This window comes from Gracilibacillus suaedae (genome assembly GCF_017599345.1).
GTDB classification, from domain to species: Bacteria; Bacillota; Bacilli; order Bacillales; family Amphibacillaceae; genus Gracilibacillus; species Gracilibacillus suaedae.
Genome location: NZ_JAGFVL010000016.1, coordinates 106,522 through 131,131 on the forward strand (window position 1 = coordinate 106,522; position 24,610 = coordinate 131,131).

The window sequence follows — 24,610 nt, forward strand, 5'->3', positions numbered from 1 at the left end:
TATTTATTACAATTCTGATAAATAGAGCAGTACTATTTTTTATCGCTTATTTGTATAAAATTACAAGTTCGGAAACCTTTTGACAATATTTTTCGTATATAAGAGAGGGGGCGATTATGTGTTAGAAGTGAAGCAGCTAAAAGTCAAAATTGGGAAAGAAACCATCCTGGAGGACGTAGGATTTTCCGTTAAAGAAGGAAGCATTGTAGGCTTGATTGGGCACAATGGAGCAGGAAAATCAACCGTTATGAAAACAATTATGGGGTGGCAAGACAAAAAAGAAGGCACGATTCTCTTGAACCAAGTGGATCAAGATCAATCATTTATCACCTTTAAAAAGCAACTAGCTTATATTCCGGAAGAACCATTTTTATTACCGGAACTAACAACGATGCAACACTTTCAACTATATGGCCAAAGTTATCAACTTGATGAAAAAACATTTACAAAACGTGCGCAACAACTTTCAGAGCAATTCGAAATAGCTGATAAACTAAATGAATATCCAGAGTCACTCTCGAAAGGTATGCGTCAAAAAGTACAAACCATATGTGCATTATTACCAGATGTCCCTTTATTATTAATTGACGAACCTTTTATGGGACTAGATGTACATGCAGCTCATGACCTGCAAGAAATGTTGAAGGAAAAGGCGGAACATGGTACTAGCATTCTACTGACCTCCCATCAATTAGAGAAGATGGAAGAATTAGCTGATACATATATTATGCTACATCAAGGGCGCGTAGCAGAACATGGGTTGATGGAAGATTTCCACTCACTATCAAGGAGAGGGACCGAATGAAAGCCACCATTCAGATGATGCGATTTCTTAAAAAGGGTCGCATACGTAAAAAGCAAAAATTATATAAATTAGCCTTTGGTGTGGCTTTTGATTGGACAACAACTATTTATACTGGTTTATTTGCGATCATGTTTTTATTTATTGCGTATGATACGTTCAAAAGCATGGAAGCTGTCTTTATGTCCTATCAAGAAAATATCGAATTATATTTTCCGCTAATAGTAATTGGTTTGATATTTGGTGCGATTATACTTTCCTTTCATCATCCTTCGATAATGATTACAAGTGCAGAATGGAAATTAACGTCACTTCCTTTTTCGATAAAGAATATATGGTTATATGCTTTATGGACCGTAATTAGAAAACGATTGATAGCCTTAACGTTACTTTTGTTGCTACTAGTGCTGATTACGCCTTTTTCTACATTAGTTCTCGTAAAATGGTATGTTGCTGTTTTAATAGTATTGTTATTAACGGTCATACCTCAATGGTACTTTTTTCAGATAGAAGGTTTTAAAAAAATCGGACTCTATTTGTTGGCTGTTTTGGTTATTGGTGTAATTCGGCTGGCTTTTGCATTATTAGAGTTAAACACGGAATCTGTCTGGATGCTTATCATCTTCCTATGTGCCCTAAATGTATGGATATGGCCTCGTCGGTTGATGAAGGTCAATTGGATGAAAGTGATTGAGAAAAGTGATGAAAAAGAATGGAACATGTTTTTTATTAAACAGATGAGTAGAATGGATCAAGTAAAGCAACAAAGAAGAAATTATTTCTTGAAACCACTTTTCACATCCAAAAGAGCTAAACTTCCTTTTCCTTATCAGCAGCCGGCTAAACTAATGCGAAAATTATGGAGACGAAGTATTAATCAGGAAATCAGTATTATCTATACGATGCTGTTTTCCATTTTAATTACTATGATTGTGCTATCCGTGAGAGGAGGGCAGCTATTACAGGGGATCGCCATTATATTGTCGGTCTTTATCTTTATTAAGGTTGTAGCCAGTTTTTTTAATGCGATTTTCAAAGACAAATTATTTCACAGTATTCCTTGGAATATCGCAGTAATAACAACTGCTTTTTGGCAAATATCCTCTTTACTGAGTATCATAGTAATGGTGGTTGTTTCAGTGGTTGTCTTACTTACGAATACATGGAGTTGGTGGTTAATAGCTCAACTGCTATTTGTTTTTATAGCTCTATTCTTTTTACTAGACTCTGAGATGGAGAGAAAAGTTAAAGCATTAAATGAAAAATGGTATACGCCATCCTTTGTTGATCAAATAATAGGATTGTTCACGTATGTGGCATTGGCTTTTAGTTTATTATATCCTGTTACGATTAGTTATTTGATTATTATATTTGGATACTGGATAATAAAAAAACATTATTTTCCATCAAAAATTGACTAGTTCTAGTTGTTTACCTATAATACCAATCATATATAGATAATGAGAGAGAGGATGAGAGGGATGGATCAAAAGAGAAACGAATATTTAAAAAAGAAGCAAGACCCTTCCCTGAAATTATTTGTTGTGTTGTCAAAGGCTTATCGAGCGGTTGCCGACCAGGTGGCGAAAGATATTAGAAGCCACGGATTAAATACAACTGATTTTGGTGTATTGGAATTACTATATCATCAGGGAGAACAACCTTTGCAAAAAATAGGAGATAAAATTTTATTAGCTAGTGGAAGTATTACATATGTGGTAGATAAGTTAGAGAAAAAAGGGTTAGTGAAACGAACACCATGTCCTAGTGATCGGAGAATTACCTATGCGTCTATTACAGAAAATGGGCAACAGTTGCTTAATGATATATTTCCAGAGCACTGGAAACAAATTGAAGCAATAACTGCTGGATTAGATGAAGAAGAGAAGGTAGAAGTGATTAAGTTTTTGAAAAAGCTGGGGATGTATGCAGATCATTTTTCTGAAAAACAATAGAAAATGATAGGTTTATATGTTGTTTGTAGTGGGTAATTATTACTATAGATAAATATAGCTCAGGGGGGTTGCCTACATGAAGGAACGACAAATAGACGTATATGTTAGTGATAATTGTTCAGAATGTGATCAACTTGTAAATTACTTAACACAACGGAATATTCCATTTCAGATAAAAAATACAACAATAAATAAGGAAAATTTACGGCAATTACAGCAAGAGAACATTTATGTAACGCCTACGGTTATTATCGATAATGATTATCGCATTATCGGTTTTCAGGAAAGTAAGTTAAAGAAATTACTTAGGTAGTAGCGAACCAATTCCTTTCTATTTGCATAAACTAATACAAAATTAGCAGATGGAGGGGAGCAAATGGATTACAGATATAATGGCTTTTCTAATTATCAAAATTCTTATCAGCAGGGGATGTATCCTTATCAACCGCCAACATATACATCACCAATGCCGATGACACCCTTTCAATATTATCAAAAGCCGATGGTACCAAATCCATATGATGGGTTCGACACTCCTTCGCCTTCTTTTTTCGGAAAACCAAATAATCCGATGCTGCAGTATTTTCAGAATAAAAATGGTGAAATGGATTTGGATAAAGTGTTTAATACCGTGAATCAAGTCGCAAACACGTATCAACAGGTATCACCTTTATTCAAAAATTTCGGTAATATTTTAAAATCTTTTCAGAAATAATGTAAAATGATCCTTGTCGATTGTGGCAAGGATTTCTGTTGTGGCAGATATTTTATCACGGTGCTAAATGCCTGTAAGCTCCCGATTCAAGCTTCAAGTAACACAAGGATAAGTTTAGAGATATAACACTTTGGCGGTTTTGCTAATGAGGGTTAGCCCCCCATTGATCATAGTCTCAATTGATTAGGAGGTAGACAACTAATGACTGCATGTCTAATTATTCATGGGTTCACTGGTGGTCCATATGAAGTAGAGCCACTAGCTTTTTACATAGAAAAACATACAGATTGGCATGTAGTAACACCCAGTTTACCTGGACATGGCTTAGGTGAGGGAAGGGGGTTAGATCTTTTACATGTATCCTATAAAGATTGGATAAACGAAGCAGAACAAGCCTATTTAAAATTGAAGGAAGACCATGACGACATTTATTTGATCGGTTTTTCTATGGGGGGGATGATAGCAGCCTATTTAGCAGCAAAGTATACGTGTAAGAAGTTAGTCCTGCTATCTACATCAAGAAGGTATATTAGTATTCCGCGGATAAGTGTTGATTTAATAAATTTCGCTCAAAAGGCAGTGAGGCGAAAGTTGAAAGAGGATGCCTTGTATAATCACTACCGAACAAAATATGGATCTGTTCCTGTTAGGGCGATTCGAGAGTTTTTGAAATGCATGAAATTTACCAAACCATACTTGAAGAAGATTCACTGTCCAGTTTTTATTGCACAAGGAATGCAGGACGGAATGGTGCCATACAAAACAGTACATTATCTGGACAAAGAAATACCAGTTGATGCGGAGATTATATATTTCCATGATTCAAAGCATCTAATTTGTCTGGGTGAGGATAAAGATGTCGTCATTAATGCTGTCTATCAATTTTTGTTAAAGTAAGACTTCGGTTAACGAGCGCGTGCTCTCGAAGACAAAGTAAAGCGAAAATGAAGAAAAGTGTCTTCGAGAAGCGCCATCGAGGACAAAGTAGAGCGAAAATGAAGAAAAGTGTCTTCGAGAAGTGCTCTCGAGGACAAAGTAAAGTGAAAATAAGAAAAAGTGTCTTCGAGAACAAAAGACAGAGGATAGGTCACCTCTGTCTAATTGTGTTCAATCGTGATTTTCATTTTTCGTTTTCTCCGGGTACTGGCGATGAACAGAAGCAGGCCGAAGATGACAATGGTACCTCCCAACCATTGGGACCAAGTGATCAGTTCGTTTAGTATGATGTAAGCGAGTAATGATGCACCAATTGGTTCAAAAAGGATCCCCATTGAAATAACGGATGTACTTACCCATTTTAGTGCCCAGTTCAGTAGATTGAGTCCCAAAATCGTTGGAATGATGGCGAGACTTAGGAAGATCCACCATTCATTTGGCTCATAACCTGTTAATGGATTCGCAACAGCGATATTATAGGCAATAATCGTTAATGCTCCGATGCTGTATGCTATGAATGTATAACTCATCACCGAAATTTTTGTCCGCACACCTTGGCCAAGTAAAAAGTAAATCGTAATAAACATAGCTCCTAACAATGCCAGAAAATCACCATAAAGGGCTTCTCCAGCTATTTGAAAATCTCCCCACGCAATAATGACACTGCCTAAAATGGCAATCAGCATGCTAATTACTGTACCGGCAGAAAAGCGTTCATGAAAGAACAAATAGGTGCCGATAAAGGCGAAAATAGGTTGTAATGTCACGATTACAGTAGAACTGGCTACAGATGTATATTGAAATGATTCGAACCATACGATGTAATGAATTGCCAAACTGATACCAGCTATAATCGTTAGTATCCATTCTCTTGTGGCTAATCTCCTTAATTCATCTCTTCTTTTCAAAAGAATATATGGTAACAGTAAAATTGCTGCAAATAACAAGCGATAATTGGCTGTCACGGCCGAAGGGACTTCTGCTGCTAATTTTACAAGTACCGCAGCTGTAGAAACAGAGATTACACCGATGATAATCGCTATATATGGAATGAAATGCTTATTCACAACATCACCTACAATATTAAAAATCAATCTTTTTCTTAAGTATAACAATTATTTTAAGAAATCCTAATGATATCTATCCAGTATAAACGCAATTGTTTGAAACGATACGAAATATTATATAGAATTAACGTGAAGAGTGTGTTATGATGTAATAATCCATTGAGTGGTCATTTATAAGCCTCTTCCAAATGTGGAGGAAGGCTTTTTTCATTGTTATTCGTATGTATCTTAGTCAAAGTCAAGATTTCTTACGATAACGGCATCTTAAAGTGAAACTTCCGCCAGTGAGCGGTTTCCCTACTGGTGTACAGTGAAACTTATCAGGATGTTAGCGTCCGTTATCTTCCGTTTAGCTTCCTGGCAATGCTCGAAGCTTCAAGTTGGAGGTCTTGCGGACGGTTAGCACCGTGACAAAGAGTAGCTTATCCTACTTTTTGCATATTTTTTTAATGTAGATTGTATAACTTGGATACACTGATAATAACGACGAAAAAAATGATAATAAAGATGAGATTTATATAGTGAAAAAGGAGTAGAAATTAATAGTGACAAATTTTAATCAATTAGGTATTTCAGCGTCAATTATGAAAGCATTAGAAAAAATGGGATTTGAAGAGGCAACACCAATTCAAGCTCAGACGATTCCATTAGGGATGGAAGGTAAAGACGTTATTGGCCAGGCACAAACGGGTACTGGTAAAACCGCTGCCTTTGGTATTCCAATGATCGAAAAAATTGACCCTAACGAACGTAAAATTCAGGGGTTGATTGTTGCACCAACAAGAGAATTAGCAATACAGGTGTCAGAAGAAATGCATAAACTAGCGAAGTTCAAAGGTGTTCGTACACTACCTGTCTATGGTGGACAACATATGGAACGCCAAATTAAAGCATTAAAGGATCGTCCGCATATTGTGGTAGCCACTCCAGGCCGGTTATTAGACCACTTACGCCGTCGTACTATTCGTGTCGATCAAGTACACACTGCTGTACTTGATGAAGCAGATGAAATGTTGAACATGGGCTTTATCGATGATATTCGTGATATCTTAAAGGCGATTCCGGAAGAGCGACAAACTTTATTGTTCTCTGCAACTATGCCAAAAGAAATTCGTGATATTGCAGCAACATTGATGAAGCAACCGGAAGAGGTAAAAGTAAAATCAAAGGAAATGACGGTTTCGAATATCGATCAATTCTTTGTAGAAGTACATGAGAAACAGAAATTCGATACCTTGACAAACTTGTTAGATATTCATGTTCCTGAATTAGCGATTATTTTTGGACGTACCAAAAAACGTGTCGATGAGTTGACGGAAGGTTTGCAAGCACGTGGTTTTCGTGCAGAAGGAATCCATGGTGATCTAACCCAAGGTAAACGGACATCCGTTTTGAAAAAGTTTAAATTCGGTCGTATTGAAATTCTCGTAGCAACCGACGTAGCTGCTCGAGGATTAGACATTTCTGGGGTAACCCATGTATATAATTTTGATATTCCACAGGATCCAGAAAGCTATGTACACCGTATCGGACGTACAGGTCGTGCTGGTAAGATGGGGGAGGCTATTTCCTTCATTACACCAAGAGAAATGCCACACTTGCATTTAATTGAAAAAGTTACAAAAAGTAAAATGAAACGTATGACAGCACCTAGTTATGATGAAGCAAAACGAGGTCAACAACAGCTGACAGTACAAAAATTAATTAAAACAATTGAAAAGAAAGAACTTCAGGATTACCGTGAGACAGCTAGCGAAATTCTAGACGAATACGATTCCGCAACAGTTGTCGCTGCAGCATTAAAAATGCTAACCAAAGAAAGAAGACAAACACCAGTTACCTTAACATCTGTTCAACCGGTAAGTGTTAAAAAAGGAAATAATAAAGGTAATAACAAAAAATTCAGAAATGATAAACGCGGATTTGGTCGTAAAGGCAAACAGGGAGGCGGCCGCAACCGCAAATTCCAAAACAAACGTAATAATAAAAGATAACAAAAGTCCGTTGCAATACACTGCAACGGACTTTTGTTTTAGGATTTTATTTGATCTTATAGACAGAATAACTAAATATTTAACATTTGTGTCCATAAGAATAATTCTTATGGACACTTTTTCAATATAATTTCTAATTCTGTCTGTAACATGACCATGATCGAATTAATGCCACATTACATTAAAAATATCGCAACGATTGCTAAAATAGGAATACCTAGTACAGTCATATAGCCAATAAAAGAAAGTGATTTTATATAGCTGAGTTCTTCTGCGTTTAGGCTGGATGCTACATCCATCACTTCTGCTTTGATTTTTTGAATTTGAAGCAAACTGAAGATGATGACAGCTAATATAATGAGTAAAGGTAATATTAAGCTAGCAATGGATAAGCTTTCCTCATCCATAAACATAAATCCTAAAACAATCAGGAATATTGGAATTGCTTCGATTAAGCCAACTTGAATAAAAAAGCGAATTTGATCTTTTTGCAAACCTTTAAAATGAAATTCATTTCGTTTAATCCGATAAGATAATCCTCTCATTAATCGCTTAAAGGCAAATAAAATACCTAATCCAGCGATAACGGATGATACGGTAAACAACCAAACTGCTGTCAAAATACATTCTCCTTTCGGTTAAAATAGAGTGGAGATGAATCCGAGTAAAACTAATGCGATCAATATACCGAATAAAACTGGCTTCAAATAAGGCTTGTAACGATAACGTTTTTTGTTCCAACGATTAGGGTCAAATCCAATATCATCATCTCTTACTTTTCGTCTATTTTTCCACGGAGAGAAAGGTTGTGCATTTCTCAAGATAACAGGACCGAGCGCAAACCCGGCAATAAACCCAAATAAATGACCTGCGACATTAATGTTTGCCCGGAAAAAGGTCATCACTAATCCGATTACAGAAATGATTAGAATGAGTCGTGCATTTTGGGGATCAATTAACCGTTTTTCAAAAAAGACCATGAATAAATATAGCCCAAATAAGCCAAAAATCGCACCTGATGCACCGACATGTGTGTAAAGCGGATTCGATTCAACAACATAAGTAAGAATATTTGCAGCAATACCGGCAGTAAAATAAACAATTAAAAACTTTACTTTCCCAAGCATTTGCTCTAATGCTGGTGCAAATAAAATCAGTGAAAAGGAATTAAATAGGATATGACCGAACCCAGCATGCAGAAATATCGGTGTAACTAATCGCCAATATTCACCTTGGCTAATCAAAAAATTCGAACCAACCCCCATTGAATAAATCCATTCCCCTAAACCAGGCACTATTCCAACGACAAGCCAAATAATGACTTGAAACGCGATAATCGCTGAAACAACCGGATAAAATTGTAGAAAATCTCGAAAGTTTTCCGTACGTAAAAACATAGCATTCTCCCTTTTATGGTTAATTGCTTATATTTTAGCACAACTGTAAATGATATGGACAGTAGAATTAACCGTTTTAATTGTCACCGTTTTTAAGCTATACTTACGATATAAAATGGAGTTGATCTAAATGATAAAAGGAATCGGAATTGATATTATAGAGTTGCAACGAATAAAAGAAATAGTAGAACGTCAACCGAAAATGTTGGATCGAATATTAACGAAAACAGAAAAGAAATCGTTAGAGAATCTTCCATCTGATAAAAGAAAAATAGAATTTATCGCTGGAAGGTTTGCGGCAAAAGAAGCTTTTTCGAAGGCAAGAGGAACTGGGATTGGACCATTAAGTTTTTTGGATATTGAAATTATGAACAAAAAGAATGGAGCACCTGTTTTGAAATCAAAAGTTTTAAATGCTGAGACATGCTTCGTATCAATCTCTCACAGTGATGATTATGCAGTGGCACAAGTAATAATTGAAAGTGAATCTGCATATTAAGGGAGGTTGTCTCATACTATTTTAGTGCGGGTAGGAGGGAACAAGATGTACATCGTAACCGCGGAAGAAATGTACGAAATAGATCGTTATGCGATAGAAAAAGGGGGAATCGAAGGCAAGATTCTAATGGAAAACGCCGGATCACAAGTAGCCCAACAAGTCATTCAAAGCTATGATATCAACCAGAAGATAGCAATCGTAGTTGGCAGTGGAAACAATGGTGGTGATGGTTTTGTTATTGCCCGCTACTTAGCGGAATATGGTTATGATGTCTCGGTTTTTCAATTAGTAGCAGATCATAAAATTAAAGGTGAGGCAGCCTTTCATAAAGCGTTGTGGTTAAATACGTCAGACAAGCTGGCCCATGTGACAGACTCGCATCAGTTAAAGCAAAAATTAGTAGATTATGATATCGTTATGGATGCGATTCTGGGGATAGGTGTTTCTGGAGCAATTCGTGAGCCAATCCGGAGTATGATCGACGTAATCAATCATTTACCTGTCGAGAAAATTTCGGTTGACATTCCAAGTGGTTTGCCGGCAAATGATGGATTGGAGGTTGATCTTGCTATATATGCAGATCAAACTTATATCATTGAAGCCCCAAAAGAAACGGTTTTTTGTGAAAAGACTAGCATTTACTATGGCGAATGGGAAACGGTGAAAATCGGTATACCACAGCTAGCTTATGCTAAACATGCGTCGAAACAAAGGTGGTGTGCAAAGAATGTCCGAGCTACTTTTCCGAAACGCGAAAAGTATGCTCACAAAGGTTCTAATGGCAGAGGATTGGTGATTGGTGGTCAGCAAACGATGCCGGGAGCAATTGTGTTAGCTGCCAGAGCAGCACTTCGCTCAGGTGCGGGGCTGATAACTGTTGCAACAATTAAGGAGAATCTCCCGATCGTATCGGGTAGTTGCATCGAAGCAACGTATCACCTTTTGCCAAACTTAACAAACCGATTAACAGACCGTGACCTTGAAGCCTTTGAAAAAATAGATGCTATTACATTTGGCATGGGGATCGGACGTGATGACTCTCAGCTGCTATCCGATTTGATTGAAAAACTAGACAAGCCAATACTAATTGATGCAGATGGTCTGTATCACGCAAAACCATTATTGGAAACACTGTTGCAGTACAAGGCACCGATTGTGGTTACACCACATTATGGAGAAATGGCTATGCTGACAGACAAAACTGTCCCAGAAGTGAAGCGGTCGCCTTTTTCTATCTCCCGGCAGTTCGCTGAACAATATCAAGTCTATGTTGTGCTAAAAGGTAAGCACACTATTATTACAGCACCTAATGGTGAGCAAATTGTCAGTGACCAAGGGAATGCCGGTTTAGCAAAAGGTGGAACAGGAGACGTTTTGTCAGGGATTTTACTCACCATGATTATGCAGCATGAAGAATTGCTGCCAGCTCTTGCAAATGGCTGTTACCTGCATGGTACATCAGCAGATTATTTGTTGGAAGATAACCACACAGAGAGGGATTTATTAGCTACCGATGTGATCGAAGGACTATCGCAAGTATTTCGTGCATTATCTTAACGTGTGATCGTGTTCCCTTTGTCCACTTGAGATGAGACAAAGGAGAGATGTCGCGATGAAAAAATATAAAAGTTTAGTAATCGGTATTTTATTGCTTATTGTGTTAACAGCTTGTGGGGAAAAGTCTAAGGACGATGTTGTGGAGAAACTGGAAGATATCGCGGAGAATATGAGTGCTTATCAATCACAGGCAATGATGACATTGGATACAGGAAAAGAAAAACAGGCATACCGAGTTGAAGTTGCCCACAAGAAAAAAGACTACTATCGTGTATTGCTAAAGAATGAAAATGATGAGGAAAGTAGCCAAATAATTTTACGTAATGACGATGGGGTGTTTGTATTAACGCCAGCTTTAAACAAAAGCTTTAAATTTCAAAGTGAATGGCCGGAAAACAATAGCCAGCCATATCTCTTCCAATCATTAATACAAGACTTAGTCGATGACAGTGATGCTACCTTTACGGTGACAGACAGTTATTTTGTCTTTGAAACGAAAACAAGTTATGAAAGCAATAGTAACCTGCCATATCAAACCATTTATTTTGACAAAAAGACTTACGAACCTGTGTTAGTCAAGGTATTGGATCATGATAAAAATCCGTTAGTTGAAGTAGAGTTTACAGACTTTGAGATAGATCCAGATTTACCGGAAAATACATTTGATATGGAAACAAACATGACGAGCAGTATTTTCGGAGTACCTGTAATGGCACAAGAAGACCTACCATCACAATTAACTGTGCTTTATCCTTCTGAAAATTTAGGTTCAGAGCTAGTGGAAGAGGATCAAATGGACGTCGAAAAGGGTAAACGTGTGATGTTATCTTATGAAGGAGATAAAAATTTCACGATTATTCAAGAGACAGTTGAAGTGCTCCCGACAAGTACAGCAGTACCAGAAGTAGTAAACGGTGAACCAGTCGATTTAGGCTTTACCGTCGGCGCACTCACTGAGAATTCATTAGAATGGCATTACCAAGGCGTTAATTATTATGTCGCAAGTGAACAATTAACGAAAGAAGAAATGAAAGAAGTAGCAAGATCCATGTCAACGGAAAACGCAATGAAATAAGCTAAAAGCAGACTTTTCAGGAAGTCTGCTTTTTTTCTGTATCAGTATAGGAAGCTTTAGAGAAAACATAAACTACGAAGTAAAGTGGACATAGATTTGCTCTCTTCCATTCTGGATTTTGATGAGTGCTGCCATACGCTCCAGCAGAAAACTTCGTAGTGTTTACTATGTTGTCTGATATCCCCGGAAGCGCCATCCTGTTCCGAGGAAAAGTCTTCTCTTCCGGGGATAAACGATTATATCCAGGGAAGGGAAGGAGATATCCCCGGAAGCGCCATCCTGTTCCGAGGAAAAAGTCTTCTCTTCCGGGGATAAACGATTATATCCAGGGAAGGGAAGGAGATATCCTCGGAAGCGCCGTCCTGTTCCGAGGAAAAAGTCTTCTCTTCCGAGGATAATCGACTATATCCAGAAAAAGGAATTGGACAGCCGGAGTGGTAGTTATCATCACTATATATTTCAAAATGATGTCTTAGGTGACCGCACATCTCATTACCGAGCTACTTCGAACAAACAGAACTTCCACAACTTCGCCGTTCATATCGAATGTGCATCTTTTTTGTGTAGTTTAAGGATATGTCGTGTGTAATCTGGTGTTTAATTCATACCGTTTTTTCGTTAAATAGTTTATAATGGATTGCGTTAGACTCAATCAAAATGAAGGGGTATCAACATGGAGGAAAAATTTTACCGTGATTCTTGGGTAGAAGTGAATCTGGATCATATTATATATAATATACAGCAATTAAAGAATAAATTAGCAGATAAAACGCAAATCTATGCAGTAGTGAAAGCAAACGCATATGGGCATGGGGATATCGAAGTGGCCAATGCAGCACTTAAAGGAGGCGCAACAAGACTCGCTGTCGCTATTTTAGACGAAGCATTGCGCCTACGCCAAGGAGGTATTACAGCTCCTATTTTAGTTATGGGATGGATCCGTCCGGAAGATGCCGAAATTGCTGCGAAACATAATATTACCGTTACTTGTTATCAGAAAGAATGGCTTGAGGAAGTGCAAAAGCTCACCCTTCCAAAACCGCTCACGGTTCATCTTAAATGGGACACTGGTATGGGCCGTATTGGTATTCGGACAGAGCAGGAATTATTAGAAATTATCCCGTTACTTCAGCATGAAAATATTTATTTAGAGGCGATCTTCACCCATTTTGCCACTGCTGATGAAGCAAAGCTAGCACATTTTGAAAAGCAATTAACTCAGTTCGATAAACTATGGAATATTTTTCAAAACAATTGGACACAACATAAGGTGATGGTGCATACAGGGAATAGTGCGGCAAGCATGCGTTTCCCTGAAAAAATGGTTGATTTTGTCCGTTTTGGTATCAGCATGTATGGACTGTATCCATCACCTGTTGTCAAAACAGAAAAGCCAATTGATCTAAAGTCAGCACTTTCATTACACAGTCGCTTAATCCATGTGAAAAAGGTAGACAAAGGAACACCAATTAGTTATGGGGCGACATATTTAGCGGAAGAGCAGGAATGGATTGGTACTGTCCCCCTTGGTTATGCGGATGGTATTCGTCGTGCCTTACAAGGTGCAGAAGTTTTAGTTGGCGGTGAACGGTGTACAATTGTCGGTCGAGTTTGTATGGATCAATTGATGGTTCGGTTAACCAAACCTGCTAAAGTAGGAGATAAAGTCACATTAATAGGTTCACAAGGAGCAGAAAGGATCGAGATGGACGAATGGGCAGCGCGCTTGGACACGATTAATTATGAAATTGCTTGTATGATTAGTGATCGAGTTCCAAGAGTATATTCACAATAATTTAAAAAATAGTCGGTAAGACAAGATAATTCTTCAATCTTCTGGTAATACTGAATATATATTGTAGAAAAAAATGAAAAATTATCAAAAACCCCTTTGCAATGCCTGTTTCGGAATGGTATGATTATAGTGGATTATCATTTTAGGCTTGTCAATGTTGGTGGAGGTGTATGGTTTTGTCTGAAGACTTACAAGAAGTTGCTGTGAGATTACCTAAAAACCTGCTGAATGAGGTGGATGGCTTGATGAAAAGTGAAGATAGCAATTTAAGTGATTTTATTTGCCAGGCAACTAAGACGTATTTACGTGAAACGAAAAAACGCCATATCCAGGAATCGATGCAACGAGGTTATATGGAAATGGCAAAAATCAATTTGAATATTGCTTCAGAAGCTTTTCAAGCGGAAGAGGAGGCAGAAAACACCCTAGAGCGCTTAGTGAGCGGGGTGTAGGTCTTGATTGTAAAAAGAGGCGACGTATATTTCGCCGATCTCTCCCCTGTTGTGGGATCTGAACAGGGCGGTGTGCGTCCAGTATTAGTTTTGCAAAATGATATTGGAAACCGTTTTAGCCCCACTGTTATTGTTGCGGCCATCACTGCCCAAATCCAAAAGGCAAAATTGCCAACACATGTCGAAATTAATGCGGAAAAGTATGGCTTTGAACGGAATTCTGTTATTTTATTGGAACAGATTCGTACGATTGATAAACAACGATTAACAGATAAAATAACACAATTAGACAGTAACATGATGGAACGTATAGATAGAGGATTAGAAATTAGTTTAGGCTTAACTGATTTCTAATCCTCTATCTTCAAAACACCCTTGCTTTTTAGAAATAGAAGCAAGGGTGTTTTTAGTAAGCAATAGCGAAAAATGACTATTTTTGTAAAATAAAATGAATATTAATCGTAAAATATCTTTTTTTATTGTAGACTATGAGATAGAAAAGAAATTTAGCGGAGGTTGAAAAAATGCCAGAAGCATTACGGAGAATTGTAATAGAGAATAGCGATGTTATTTCTAAAAACTGGTTAGATGAGATAACAGAAAAACGCGAGTCTGACTACACTTCTAGTATATCTGATAGTTTATACCACACTACTAACCAAGAATTTATTAATGTTATTTTCGCAAGTATTAACCGTCGAGGCGATACAGGGGAAATGGATGATTTTGCTGAACGCCTTATAAATCTCGGTTGGCCATTAAGTTATATTACAGACGGTTTGCAAACGTTTAGGAGGGTTACGATAGACTTTATTTTAAGTCAATCTGATCAAGTAGATACAGAGGAATTCTCACGTATTTTAAGTATTGTCGAAGATTGGGTGGAACCCATTATCAACCAATTGGTGAACCAATACTCAGGAAGCTGGGAACATACCGTTTCGTTGCAGAGAATGGCGCTACAGGAATTGTCTGCTCCGCTTATTCCTGTGATGGACAATATTACCGTGATGCCGTTAATTGGAACGATCGACACAGAACGTGCCAAGTTAATAATGGAAAACCTGTTAGAAGGTGTAATGAAACACAATTCGGAAGTTGTATTGATTGATATTACTGGTGTACCTGTCGTGGATACAATGGTAGCTCACCATATTATTCAAGCTGCGGAAGCGGTGCGTTTAATTGGAGCAACTTGTATATTAGTAGGGATTCGACCGGAAATCGCACAGACGATTGTTAATTTAGGTATTGATCTTGGTAAATTCCCGACAAAGAGTTCGTTAAGAAAAGGGTTTAAAACGGCATTAAAATTAACTAACCGTGAGATAGTTGATTTAGAAAATTCCAAAGATGAGGATATAACTAAAATCATTGACTCACTTAAATAAGGAGGTGCTTTAATGAGAATACCAATATTAAAACTACACAATTATTTATTGGTATCTATCCAAATCGATCTCGATGATCAAACAGCAATTGATTTTCAAGAAGACTTACTTAGTAAAATACATAAAAGTGGTGCAACAGGAGTGGTCATCGATTTAACCTCTGTTGATATTATCGATTCCTTTATTGCGAAAGTGTTAGGTGACGTTGTATCTATGTCAGACCTAATGGGCGCAAAAGTAGTGTTAACTGGTATTCAACCTGCAGTTGCGATGACTTTAATTGATTTAGGAATTCATTTACAAAATGTTCCAACAGCACTTGATTTAGAACAGGGGCTGATTAAACTTCGCCAGGAACTGGAGGAGTAGTCATGATAACAAAATCAAGTGTACAAATAAATAAAGAATGGGATATTGTAGGAGCAAGACAGATGGGTAGAGAATTAGCAAAAGACCTTGGATTCGGTACAGTAGACCAAGCCAGAATCGCTACTGCAATTTCAGAATTAGCTCGTAATATTTACCTATATGCAAAGAAAGGCAAAATAGCTTATGAAACAGTGGAAAAGATGAATCAGAAAGGGCTGAAAATCATCGCTTCTGATCAAGGGCCTGGAATTAATGATTTAAGCAAGGTAATGGAAGACGGTTTCTCTACTTCAGGGGGACTCGGTGCCGGGCTACCAGGTGTAAAAAGATTAATGGATTATTTTGATGTTGTGTCTGAACCAGGTAAGGGAACGACCATAACTACGATCAAATGGGTTCGGTAAGCTAGGTTACTAGAGTAACTGATTAAGAGAAGATTCAATTTACCCCTATACCAAAATGACAATGAAGTTTAAAAAATTTGTACTAATCGTAGTTAGGAGGTAATGAGATGGAGCCCTATAAATTCGATGTCAACAATTATCGGAATTTGTTAAAAAAATATATAGCGTCACAAGACGAAAAGTCATTATATCAAGCGGAACAATTTAGTAAGTTATCGATGCAACATAATATATCTCCTGAGGAAATTATTAATGTGCATATACAAGCATTAAAAGAGTTATATCCAGATTTACCAACAGAGATAGACTCTTCTATGAACTTTCTTTTAGAAACAATGATTTCATACGGGTTAGCTTATCAAGAATTTCAGTCTTTAAGAGAAAAACAAGGAGAGCTAGAATCGGAAATCTCAATCGCTGCTAATATGCAACAAACTCTCCTTTCAACAACGAAACCGGATATAGAGGGCATGGATATAGGTGCGATTAGTGTACCTTCTCATCAAATGAATGGTGATTACTATTATTTTGTAACGGATGAGTCTAATAATCTAGGCATTGCGATTGCTGATGTCATTGGAAAAGGAATACCTGCAGCATTAGCGATGTCAATGATCAAATATTCCTTAGATAGTTTTCCGGATACCATGAGAAGCCCAAGTGTGATATTGGAACACTTAAATCGTGTGGTAGGTCAAAATGTAGCGAACACTAGCATGTTTATTACCATGTTTTATGCATTGTTTAATTATAAAACTGGTTACTTACAGTATTCATCGGCTGGTCATGAGCCTGGTTTTTATTACTGTGCAGCGAAAGATCAGTTCTTTGAAATCAAAACAAAAGGTTTGGTATTAGGTGTTTCTTGTCAAGTGACATATGAACAGCTTGACATTACCATGGAACAGGGGGATATGGTCGTATTGCTAACCGATGGTGTGACTGAATGCCGGATCGGAGAACGGTTTATAGAAACAGAAGAAGTGCTCGAAGTGATACGTCAATATATGCATTTGCCTGCGCAGGAAGCGGTAGAGTCAGTATATCGCCATTTTGAACGTCTACAGGATTTTCAGTTAAGAGATGATTTTACGCTAATCTTTTTGAAAAAATAGTTTATCGTGAAAAGATATAGGGAATGGTGAAACGTAAGCCAAACATCAACATTCTGACATGTCTTAACTGTCATTCAATAGATGACAAATATATCTATTAATCAAACTTAACTGTATGATGAGGAGGTAACCGTTTTGAACTTGAATATTGAACGTATTGATAATGGTGAAACACAAGAGTTGAAATTAGCTGGGGAGATTGATGCCTATACCGCCCCTCAACTAAAAGAAGCTCTATTACCATTAACAAAGAATGAAGGAACGACGGTTGTTGTAGATTTTGAAGGTGTTAACTATATGGATAGTACTGGGTTAGGAGTATTCATTAGTGCACTGAAGTCAACTAAAGAAAACAATAGTGATTTACGATTAGTCGCATTACAAGAACGTGTTAGACGATTATTTGACATTACGGGATTAGATAGCATTATAGATATTGAATCAACGGTACGAGGTGGGAAATAATATGGAATCCTTTGACTTCATTGAAATGAAAGTGCCGGCAAGGGCGGAATATGTAGGAGTAGTCAGGTTAAGTACATCAGGTATTGCTAACCGAATGGGTTTTAGCTACGAAGAAATTGAAGACTTAAAAGTAGCTATATCAGAAGCTTTGTCAAATGCCACTGAACATGCATATAAAACGGGTGATGACGGAGAGGTGACTATTGGTTTTGGTGTTTATCAAGATCGCTTAGAAGTGATGGTCGCTGACCGTGGAGGTAGTTTTGATCTGCAAAAAATTAAAAAAGATATAGGACCTTATGAAAATAATCAATCCATTGAAGATTTGCGAGAAGGAGGCTTTGGCCTATTTCTTATTGAAGCTCTGATGGACAAGGTAGAGATCAAAAACGATTATGGTGTGATTGTGTTAATGACCAAATACCTCCATGAAAATGAGGTGGATATCAATGACGACCAAATCTCGACCACACAATAATCGTGAGGATGAGATTTACCAGTGGATTCGTGCCTTTCAAGAGAACCCTGAGGATCAAGAGATACAAGAGAAAATTGTCTTAACATACCAAAAACTTGTAAAATCTTTGGCTCGAAAATATGCCAAAAATGAAACGATTTACGAGGATCTCGAACAAGTTGGAATGTTAGGGCTTTTAGCAGCTATTAGGAGATACGATCCAGATGTAGGTAGATCTTTTGAATCGTTTGCTATCCCTACGATTATTGGAGAAATTAAACGCTTTATTCGTGATAAAACATGGAGTGTACATGTTCCCAGAAGAATTAAAGAGTTAGGGCCAAAAATCAAAAAGGCGACGGAGGCCCTAACAACAGACAATCAAAAATCACCTTCCATTAAAGAGATCGCTGAATATATAGAAGTAACAGAAGAAGAAGTACTTGAAACGATGGAAATGAGTCAAAGTTACAATGCATTATCGGTTGATCGAAAAATTGAGGCGGACGCAGATGGTAGTGAAGTATCGATATTGGATTTAGTCGGCAACCAAGAGTCTGGATATGAAGATGTAGATCGTCAATTGTTACTCGAAAAAATAATGCCTATTTTAAATGAACGAGAACAGGAAATTCTTCGATATACTTATTTTGAGAATAAAAGTCAGAAAGAAACCGGAGAATTATTAGGAATATCACAAATGCATGTATCCAGAATCCAACGTCATGCATTGAAAAAACTGCGAGAAGCACTACAAGCTGAGAATATGGAGGCCATTCGTTAATGCAAAGTAGTCATCAAGTAGAAGTGTCTGTTTTTCAAAAAGCTAAAAAAGGTAATTATTATTGTGGAGACAGCTATTTCTACCATGAGTCTGACGGCAAGTTTATTTGTGCATTAGCTGATGGTCTTGGCAGTGGTGAATTTGCAAAAGAATCATCACAAATTGTGATGGAAGTGATTCGAGATAATAAAGATGATTCTGTTGCATCAATGATGAGAAAAAGCAATGCAAAGTTAGTAGGAAAACGCGGTGTAGTCTTAGGGGTTTTACAAATTGACTTGCATTTAAAACATTATGCTTATTCTTCGATCGGAAATATAGGTTTAATGACAATAACAACTAATTCGATTAAAAAAAGAAATATTCCTCAGGCTGGCTACTTAAGTGGATATGATAGACCGTTCAAAGTGATGACAGACAAGCTAGAAAAAGGTATGATTTTTGTCATGTTCTCTGATGGTATAACAACTAAAGAAATATCCAACTCGTATTTTCTTCATCAAGAAGTAGATCATATTACAGACACCTTTGCTTATCTCTATCAGCAAAAGCTAGATGACGACACTACCCTGATTGCCATGAAATACAATGAGGAATCCCGTTAAATAACGGGGTTCCTTTTTAGCTTATAGAGATTGTAAAATGGTGTAATCTTTATAATCTGTAAGGTAACTGTGCGTGGATTTGCTCTTTTCCATTCTTTTTGAGTTGAGTGTAAATTCGGCATTGCGGAGAACATACTCTTTTCAGGTTTTATGTGAACTAACCCATTCTTTTTGTTAGAATAAAGAAGGATTAGTATGAAGGAGGAAACGCTTTGGTAAATAGTGAAGAATATATACAATTAATTAATGCAGTTACCGACAGGACAAAAATTAATCAAAAAGCGGTAAAAAGTGTTATTCAATTATTAGAGGAAGGTAATACCGTCCCATTCATTGCACGTTATCGAAAAGAGATGACCGGCTCCCTAGATGAAGTGCAAATTAAAGATATTCAAGACGCATGGAATTACGTTAATACATTAGCTGATCGTAAACAAGAAGTGATCAGGCTAATTGATGAACAAGGAAAACTAACAGAAGACTTACAAAAGGAAATCGAACAAGCTACACAACTACAAAAAGTAGAAGACTTGTATCGCCCATATAAACAGAAGCGCCGGACAAGAGCAACAGTCGCCAAAGAAAAGGGCTTAGAGCCATTAGCTGAAACTATCTATAACCAACAAAATATTGATTTGGCCCAAGCTTCTGACTTTTTATCAGAAGAACATGAATTACATACGATTGAAGATGTTCTTATGGGTGTTCAAGATATCATTGCCGAGTGGATAGCAGATGAACCGAAATACCGTGAACACATCCGTAAGCTGACACACCAAAAAGGACTCATTACTTCCAAGGCGAAGAAGCCAGAGTTGGATGAGAAAAAAATCTTTGAAATGTATTACGAATATAGTGAAGCAGTAAATAAAATTGTTTCACACCGAACCTTAGCACTTAATCGTGGTGAAAAAGAAGATGTGCTAAAGGTATCGATTGAACCGCCAATAGCTGGTGTACTAGAGTACCTTCAAAATCAAGTAATTCAAAAAAATGCAACTACACAAATAAAAGAATTTATCATTCAAGTAATAGAAGATAGCTATAAGCGATTAACACAACCATCAGTTGAAAGAGAAATTCGATCTACTTTATCAGATGTAGCGGAAGAACAAGCTATAGATATTTTCTCTAAAAATTTGAAGAATTTATTATTACAGCCACCGTTAAAAGGTAAATATGTTTTAGGTGTGGACCCAGCATTCCGAACAGGATGTAAATTAGCGGTTGTTGATGATACTGGGAAGGTAAAAGCAATAGATGTGATGTACCCGACAGCACCAAAAAATGACACGGCAGGTGCAGAGAAGAAGGTCATCAAATTTTTAGAGGAATTCCCAGTGGAGTTAATTGCGATTGGCAATGGAACAGCATCAAGAGAAACAGAGCAATTTATCGCAGGTGTGATTGATAAACATCAGTTGGACATTGCGTATATAATAGTTAATGAAGCAGGAGCAAGTGTATATTCCGCTTCCAAATTAGCACGTGAAGAATTTCCTGATTTACAGGTGGAAGAAAGAAGTGCGGTATCAATTGCCAGACGTATTCAAGATCCTTTGGCAGAGTTAGTAAAAATAGAACCGAAAGCAATCGGTGTTGGACAATATCAACATGATGTCAGTCAAAAAAAGCTCACAGAATCATTAACATTTGTTGTTGAAACAGCGGTAAACCAGGTTGGAGTCAATGTAAATACTGCTTCTTCTTCTTTATTACAGTATGTCTCTGGATTAAATAAGACGGTGGCAAATAATATTGTGAAATATCGTGATGAACATGGAAAATTCACTACTCGCAAACAATTAAAAGACATACCCAGGCTAGGGAACAAAACATACGAACAAAGTATCGGATTCTTACGAGTAGTTGATGGGGAAGAACCATTAGATCGAACTCCGATTCACCCGGAATCCTATGCAGCAGCAAAACAGATTCTAACAGAAGTAAATTGTTCGGTTAAAGACTTAGGGACGGAACAATTGAAGGAATTAGTTAATCAGTTAGACAAAAAAGCGTTAGCTGACTCATTAGCAATTGGTCTGCCAACTTTAGAAGATATTTTGAAGGCATTAGCTAGTCCAAATCGAGATCCTCGCGATGATTTACCAAAACCACTATTGAAGAAAAATGTATTATCGATGGAAGACCTTCAAAGTGGTATGGAGCTTCAAGGCACCGTGCGAAATGTAGTCGATTTTGGTGTGTTTGTTGATATTGGAGTAAAGCAAGATGGATTAGTTCATATTTCGAAAATGTCCAATAAGTTTGTAAAGCATCCAATGGACATTGCTTCTGTAGGTGATGTGATCACAGTATGGGTAGATCAAGTAGATCATGCTAAACAACGGATTGCTTTAACCATGATTCCATCTTAAAGAAAGCTCGACGATTACCAAGCTTTTAGATGAGAGCAGAGCCGTAGCTGCCATAAGATTGACTACGGTGACTTGCTAACCACCTATTTTTTCTGGTGTAAAAAAAGAGAGTAAAGGGTACTTTTTCGGTGCCTTTTACTCCGCCTTATTTTGTTCTTTATCACAGTAGAAAAACCAGCATTGATTTAACAAACGAATTTGATACTTATTTTTATGAAGGAATGCGCCTGCTAATTGTCTTTTTAACCAATTAGGCATGTTTATCATCCTTTAATTAATAATGTTGTTTTATGTTATGTAATATGATAGATAGGTGTGAAAGCATGGAAATGATGACACAGAATGAATTAGAAAAGCTTACAAAAGATATATCTAATAAAGTTTTTAACAAACCATTTATTGATGAGGTACGTTTTAATAAGCGATTAAGAACAACGGGTGGTCGTTATATACCAGCTAAGCGAGTAATTGAATTGAATCCTAAATATTATAAGGAATTAGGGTATGAAGAATTTGTTGGTATTATTAAACATGAACTATGTCATTACCATCTCCATGTAGAAGGAAAAGGATATCAACACCGGGATCCAGAGTTCAAACAACTTTTAAATGCAACGAATTCTCCAAGACATTGTAATCCTTTGCCATCGATGAATAATGATTTTAAATATCAATATCAATGTTCCTCTTGTTACCATGTATATAAACGACGAAAAAGAATCAATGTAAAAAGGTATCGGTGTGGGAAGTGTAGAGGTAAATTATCATTGCTTCAAAATAAATAAAAAAAATCGATAATTCTATTGACTAGGATGCAAACAATATGATAAATTATATTGGCGTCACTTTGAAAGACGCTTGTCTTTGATTTGTGGCAGCAACTGAAAAATAATAAAAAACAGTTGACAATTCGATGTGATTATTATATTATATTTAACGTCGTCAACATGAATTGACTTATTATTCCACAGTAGCTCAGTGGTAGAGCAATCGGCTGTTAACCGATCGGTCGTAGGTTCGAATCCTACCTGTGGAGCCATGGAGAAGTACTCAAGTGGCTGAAGAGGCGCCCCTGCTAAGGGTGTAGGTCGCGTAAGCGGCGCGAGGGTTCAAATCCCTCCTTCTCCGCCATTAACACTTCAAATTAATGGCCCGTTGGTCAAGTGGTTAAGACACCGCCCTTTCACGGCGGTAACACGGGTTCGAATCCCGTACGGGTCATCCCATTTATATTAGAAATTTAATAGGTCCGGTAGTTCAGTTGGTTAGAATGCCTGCCTGTCACGCAGGAGGTCGCGGGTTCGAGTCCCGTCCGGACCGCCATTGTTGGGCTATAGCCAAGCGGTAAGGCAACGGTTTTTGGTACCGTCATGCGCTGGTTCGAATCCAGCTAGCCCAGCCATTTTTTTGACTAAAAATAACTTAAACCATTCGTCTTCATGACGGATATACTATTCCTCTTGCTTGATCGATTCTTCACAAAGTAGATTGGAATGGAATAAAATCGAATGAAGTGGATGTAGTTGAGGATGCTTCTACTGTTTCTCTGATTCTACTATGAATGTAGTTTTTGAGACTTTTAAGTGAGCTGCCCGTCGTGATTAACAATGCATCAAGAGCCATTAGCTCAGTTGGTAGAGCATCTGACTTTTAATCAGAGGGTCGGAGGTTCGAATCCTCCATGGCTCACCATCTAATAATTTAAATTGCATAGAATAACGAGCGGTCGTGGCGGAATGGCAGACGCGCTAGGTTGAGGGCCTAGTGGGAGGTAATCCCGTGGAGGTTCAAGTCCTCTCGACCGCACCAAAAAATAATCAAAAACTATTGACTTAGTCAAACGTATTGTGTTATATTAATAGATGTCGCTTTGATAAGCGCCCGTAGCTCAATTGGATAGAGCGTTTGACTACGGATCAAAAGGTTAGGGGTTCGACTCCTCTCGGGCGCGCCATGACCGGGAAGTAGCTCAGCTTGGTAGAGCACTTGGTTTGGGACCAAGGGGTCGCAGGTTCAAATCCTGTCTTCCCGACCAGTCGATCACATTATTAAATATTCCTTAATATAATATTTCATGCCATGCGGGTGTAGTTTAGTGGTAAAACCTCAGCCTTCCAAGCTGATGTCGAGGGTTCGATTCCCTTCACCCGCTCCATCGTAAATGGGCCTGTAGCTCAGCTGGTTAGAGCGCACGCCTGATAAGCGTGAGGTCGGTGGTTCGAGTCCACTCAGGCCCACCATTTATACCATTGATCTTTGAAAACTGAACAAAACAACCAGTATGATTATAAACATGAAACATTGCTAGCTTATAGAAGCGAGCGCAAGTCAACTTTTATTGAGAGTTTGATCTTGGCTCAGGACGAACGCTGGCGGCGTGCCTAATACATGCAAGTCG

27 protein-coding genes, 11 tRNA genes and 1 rRNA gene are annotated in these 24,610 nt (G+C 37.6%); 35 read left to right on the plus strand and 4 right to left on the minus strand.

Going from position 1 to position 24,610, the window contains the following annotated elements:
* Nucleotides 1-118 precede the first annotated feature (118 nt).
* From J5J03_RS03055 to J5J03_RS03080, 6 genes are all read left to right on the plus strand, one after another.
* Complete coding sequence (locus J5J03_RS03055; RefSeq protein ID WP_208586042.1) at nucleotides 119-805, plus strand: ABC transporter ATP-binding protein; 687 nt, start codon at nucleotides 119-121, stop codon at nucleotides 803-805.
* Nucleotides 802-2,223: a hypothetical protein gene (locus J5J03_RS03060; protein WP_208586043.1), complete on the plus strand. Its 1,422-nt coding sequence runs from the start codon at nucleotides 802-804 to the stop codon at nucleotides 2,221-2,223. The genes J5J03_RS03055 and J5J03_RS03060 overlap by 4 nt, the downstream gene beginning before the upstream one ends.
* A 60-nt stretch (nucleotides 2,224-2,283) precedes the next feature.
* The gene (locus J5J03_RS03065) at nucleotides 2,284-2,757 is read left to right on the plus strand and encodes a MarR family winged helix-turn-helix transcriptional regulator (protein WP_208586044.1); all 474 of its coding nucleotides are present in this window, start codon (nucleotides 2,284-2,286) and stop codon (nucleotides 2,755-2,757) included.
* Nucleotides 2,758-2,833: 76 nt separating this feature from the next.
* A complete protein-coding gene (locus J5J03_RS03070) occupies nucleotides 2,834-3,070 on the plus strand; it encodes a glutaredoxin family protein (protein ID WP_208586045.1) in 237 nt (78 codons plus the stop codon).
* Nucleotides 3,071-3,133: 63 nt separating this feature from the next.
* Nucleotides 3,134-3,472 (plus strand): YppG family protein, encoded by a 339-nt coding sequence (locus tag J5J03_RS03075; protein ID WP_208586046.1) that lies wholly within the window; start codon nucleotides 3,134-3,136, stop codon nucleotides 3,470-3,472.
* A gap of 201 nt (nucleotides 3,473-3,673) precedes the next feature.
* Entirely contained in the window at nucleotides 3,674-4,369 is a 696-nt protein-coding gene (locus J5J03_RS03080; protein ID WP_208586047.1) for an alpha/beta hydrolase, read from the plus strand.
* 200 nt (nucleotides 4,370-4,569) lie between these two features.
* Here J5J03_RS03080 and J5J03_RS03085 read toward each other — a convergent pair whose 3' ends face one another.
* Nucleotides 4,570-5,475, minus strand: a complete 906-nt coding sequence (locus J5J03_RS03085) for a DMT family transporter (RefSeq protein WP_208586048.1) — start codon at nucleotides 5,473-5,475, stop codon at nucleotides 4,570-4,572.
* A 545-nt stretch (nucleotides 5,476-6,020) separates the two neighbouring features.
* On the opposite strand from J5J03_RS03085, the gene J5J03_RS03090 reads away from it, so the two are divergent.
* Nucleotides 6,021-7,469 (plus strand): DEAD/DEAH box helicase, encoded by a 1,449-nt coding sequence (locus J5J03_RS03090; RefSeq protein WP_208586049.1) that lies wholly within the window; start codon nucleotides 6,021-6,023, stop codon nucleotides 7,467-7,469.
* Between the two features lie 176 nt (nucleotides 7,470-7,645).
* On the opposite strand, the gene J5J03_RS03095 is transcribed toward J5J03_RS03090, so the two are convergent.
* Nucleotides 7,646-8,089: a hypothetical protein gene (locus J5J03_RS03095; RefSeq protein ID WP_208586050.1), complete on the minus strand. Its 444-nt coding sequence runs from the start codon at nucleotides 8,087-8,089 to the stop codon at nucleotides 7,646-7,648.
* A gap of 18 nt (nucleotides 8,090-8,107) precedes the next feature.
* A complete protein-coding gene (locus tag J5J03_RS03100; protein ID WP_208586051.1) occupies nucleotides 8,108-8,866 on the minus strand; it encodes a rhomboid family intramembrane serine protease in 759 nt (252 codons plus the stop codon).
* 130 nt (nucleotides 8,867-8,996) lie between these two features.
* Here J5J03_RS03100 and acpS point away from each other — a divergent pair, with 130 nt between their 5' ends.
* The 15 genes from acpS to J5J03_RS03175 all read left to right on the plus strand — a co-directional run bounded on the left by acpS (nucleotide 8,997) and on the right by J5J03_RS03175 (nucleotide 22,212).
* Entirely contained in the window at nucleotides 8,997-9,365 is a 369-nt protein-coding gene (gene acpS, locus J5J03_RS03105; RefSeq protein WP_208586052.1) for a holo-ACP synthase, read from the plus strand.
* A gap of 45 nt (nucleotides 9,366-9,410) precedes the next feature.
* Nucleotides 9,411-10,922 (plus strand): NAD(P)H-hydrate dehydratase, encoded by a 1,512-nt coding sequence (locus tag J5J03_RS03110; protein ID WP_208586053.1) that lies wholly within the window; start codon nucleotides 9,411-9,413, stop codon nucleotides 10,920-10,922.
* A gap of 55 nt (nucleotides 10,923-10,977) precedes the next feature.
* On the plus strand, nucleotides 10,978-11,997 hold the full coding sequence (locus tag J5J03_RS03115) for a LolA family protein (RefSeq protein ID WP_208586054.1): 1,020 nt from the start codon (nucleotides 10,978-10,980) through the stop codon (nucleotides 11,995-11,997).
* A 673-nt stretch (nucleotides 11,998-12,670) separates the two neighbouring features.
* Complete coding sequence (alr, locus tag J5J03_RS03120) at nucleotides 12,671-13,792, plus strand: alanine racemase (RefSeq protein WP_208586055.1); 1,122 nt, start codon at nucleotides 12,671-12,673, stop codon at nucleotides 13,790-13,792.
* 170 nt (nucleotides 13,793-13,962) lie between these two features.
* Nucleotides 13,963-14,244: a CopG family ribbon-helix-helix protein gene (locus J5J03_RS03125; RefSeq protein ID WP_018932004.1), complete on the plus strand. Its 282-nt coding sequence runs from the start codon at nucleotides 13,963-13,965 to the stop codon at nucleotides 14,242-14,244.
* A 3-nt stretch (nucleotides 14,245-14,247) separates the two neighbouring features.
* On the plus strand, nucleotides 14,248-14,598 hold the full coding sequence (locus J5J03_RS03130; protein WP_208586056.1) for a type II toxin-antitoxin system PemK/MazF family toxin: 351 nt from the start codon (nucleotides 14,248-14,250) through the stop codon (nucleotides 14,596-14,598).
* A gap of 170 nt (nucleotides 14,599-14,768) precedes the next feature.
* A complete protein-coding gene (locus tag J5J03_RS03135) occupies nucleotides 14,769-15,635 on the plus strand; it encodes an RsbT co-antagonist protein RsbRA (protein WP_208586057.1) in 867 nt (288 codons plus the stop codon).
* Nucleotides 15,636-15,647: 12 nt separating this feature from the next.
* The gene (locus J5J03_RS03140) at nucleotides 15,648-16,004 is read left to right on the plus strand and encodes an STAS domain-containing protein (protein WP_091485317.1); all 357 of its coding nucleotides are present in this window, start codon (nucleotides 15,648-15,650) and stop codon (nucleotides 16,002-16,004) included.
* Between the two features lie 2 nt (nucleotides 16,005-16,006).
* Nucleotides 16,007-16,408, plus strand: coding sequence for an anti-sigma regulatory factor (locus J5J03_RS03145; RefSeq protein WP_208586058.1), 402 nt, complete (start codon nucleotides 16,007-16,009; stop codon nucleotides 16,406-16,408).
* 107 nt (nucleotides 16,409-16,515) lie between these two features.
* A complete protein-coding gene (locus J5J03_RS03150) occupies nucleotides 16,516-17,523 on the plus strand; it encodes a PP2C family protein-serine/threonine phosphatase (protein WP_208586059.1) in 1,008 nt (335 codons plus the stop codon).
* A 135-nt stretch (nucleotides 17,524-17,658) separates the two neighbouring features.
* Nucleotides 17,659-17,988, plus strand: a complete 330-nt coding sequence (locus tag J5J03_RS03155) for an STAS domain-containing protein (protein WP_208586060.1) — start codon at nucleotides 17,659-17,661, stop codon at nucleotides 17,986-17,988.
* 1 nt (nucleotide 17,989) lies between these two features.
* Nucleotides 17,990-18,466, plus strand: coding sequence for an anti-sigma B factor RsbW (gene rsbW, locus J5J03_RS03160; protein ID WP_208586061.1), 477 nt, complete (start codon nucleotides 17,990-17,992; stop codon nucleotides 18,464-18,466).
* Entirely contained in the window at nucleotides 18,438-19,229 is a 792-nt protein-coding gene (sigB, locus tag J5J03_RS03165; RefSeq protein ID WP_208586062.1) for an RNA polymerase sigma factor SigB, read from the plus strand. The genes rsbW and sigB overlap by 29 nt, the downstream gene beginning before the upstream one ends.
* Complete coding sequence (locus tag J5J03_RS03170) at nucleotides 19,229-19,834, plus strand: SpoIIE family protein phosphatase (protein ID WP_208586063.1); 606 nt, start codon at nucleotides 19,229-19,231, stop codon at nucleotides 19,832-19,834. Before sigB ends, J5J03_RS03170 begins: the two co-directional genes overlap by 1 nt.
* Nucleotides 19,835-20,046: 212 nt before the next feature.
* Nucleotides 20,047-22,212 carry a Tex family protein gene (locus tag J5J03_RS03175; RefSeq protein WP_231710579.1) on the plus strand — a complete coding sequence of 722 codons (2,166 nt, stop codon included), beginning with the start codon at nucleotides 20,047-20,049 and terminating at the stop codon, nucleotides 22,210-22,212.
* 135 nt (nucleotides 22,213-22,347) lie between these two features.
* Here the strand turns inward: J5J03_RS03175 and cmpA are convergent, their stop codons facing one another.
* On the minus strand, nucleotides 22,348-22,470 hold the full coding sequence (gene cmpA, locus J5J03_RS03180) for a cortex morphogenetic protein CmpA (RefSeq protein ID WP_091485331.1): 123 nt from the start codon (nucleotides 22,468-22,470) through the stop codon (nucleotides 22,348-22,350).
* A 65-nt stretch (nucleotides 22,471-22,535) separates the two neighbouring features.
* On the opposite strand from cmpA, the gene J5J03_RS03185 reads away from it, so the two are divergent.
* The 13 genes from J5J03_RS03185 to J5J03_RS03245 form a co-directional block, all read left to right on the plus strand.
* Nucleotides 22,536-22,997, plus strand: coding sequence for a SprT family protein (locus J5J03_RS03185; protein WP_208586064.1), 462 nt, complete (start codon nucleotides 22,536-22,538; stop codon nucleotides 22,995-22,997).
* 179 nt (nucleotides 22,998-23,176) lie between these two features.
* Nucleotides 23,177-23,251, plus strand: a tRNA-Asn gene (locus J5J03_RS03190).
* Nucleotide 23,252: 1 nt separating this feature from the next.
* Nucleotides 23,253-23,343 (plus strand) — tRNA-Ser (locus J5J03_RS03195).
* Nucleotides 23,344-23,361: 18 nt separating this feature from the next.
* Nucleotides 23,362-23,433 (plus strand) — tRNA-Glu (locus J5J03_RS03200).
* Between the two features lie 25 nt (nucleotides 23,434-23,458).
* Nucleotides 23,459-23,535 (plus strand) — tRNA-Asp (locus tag J5J03_RS03205).
* Nucleotides 23,536-23,539: 4 nt separating this feature from the next.
* Nucleotides 23,540-23,614: transfer RNA gene (locus J5J03_RS03210), tRNA-Gln, on the plus strand.
* 214 nt (nucleotides 23,615-23,828) lie between these two features.
* Nucleotides 23,829-23,904 (plus strand) — tRNA-Lys (locus J5J03_RS03215).
* 30 nt (nucleotides 23,905-23,934) lie between these two features.
* Nucleotides 23,935-24,021, plus strand: a tRNA-Leu gene (locus J5J03_RS03220).
* A 68-nt stretch (nucleotides 24,022-24,089) separates the two neighbouring features.
* Nucleotides 24,090-24,166 (plus strand) — tRNA-Arg (locus J5J03_RS03225).
* A gap of 4 nt (nucleotides 24,167-24,170) precedes the next feature.
* A tRNA-Pro gene (locus J5J03_RS03230) sits at nucleotides 24,171-24,247 on the plus strand.
* 46 nt (nucleotides 24,248-24,293) lie between these two features.
* Nucleotides 24,294-24,367: transfer RNA gene (locus tag J5J03_RS03235), tRNA-Gly, on the plus strand.
* Nucleotides 24,368-24,375: 8 nt separating this feature from the next.
* Nucleotides 24,376-24,452 (plus strand) — tRNA-Ile (locus J5J03_RS03240).
* Nucleotides 24,453-24,546: 94 nt separating this feature from the next.
* Nucleotides 24,547-24,610, plus strand: a 16S ribosomal RNA gene (locus J5J03_RS03245); the annotation flags it as partial.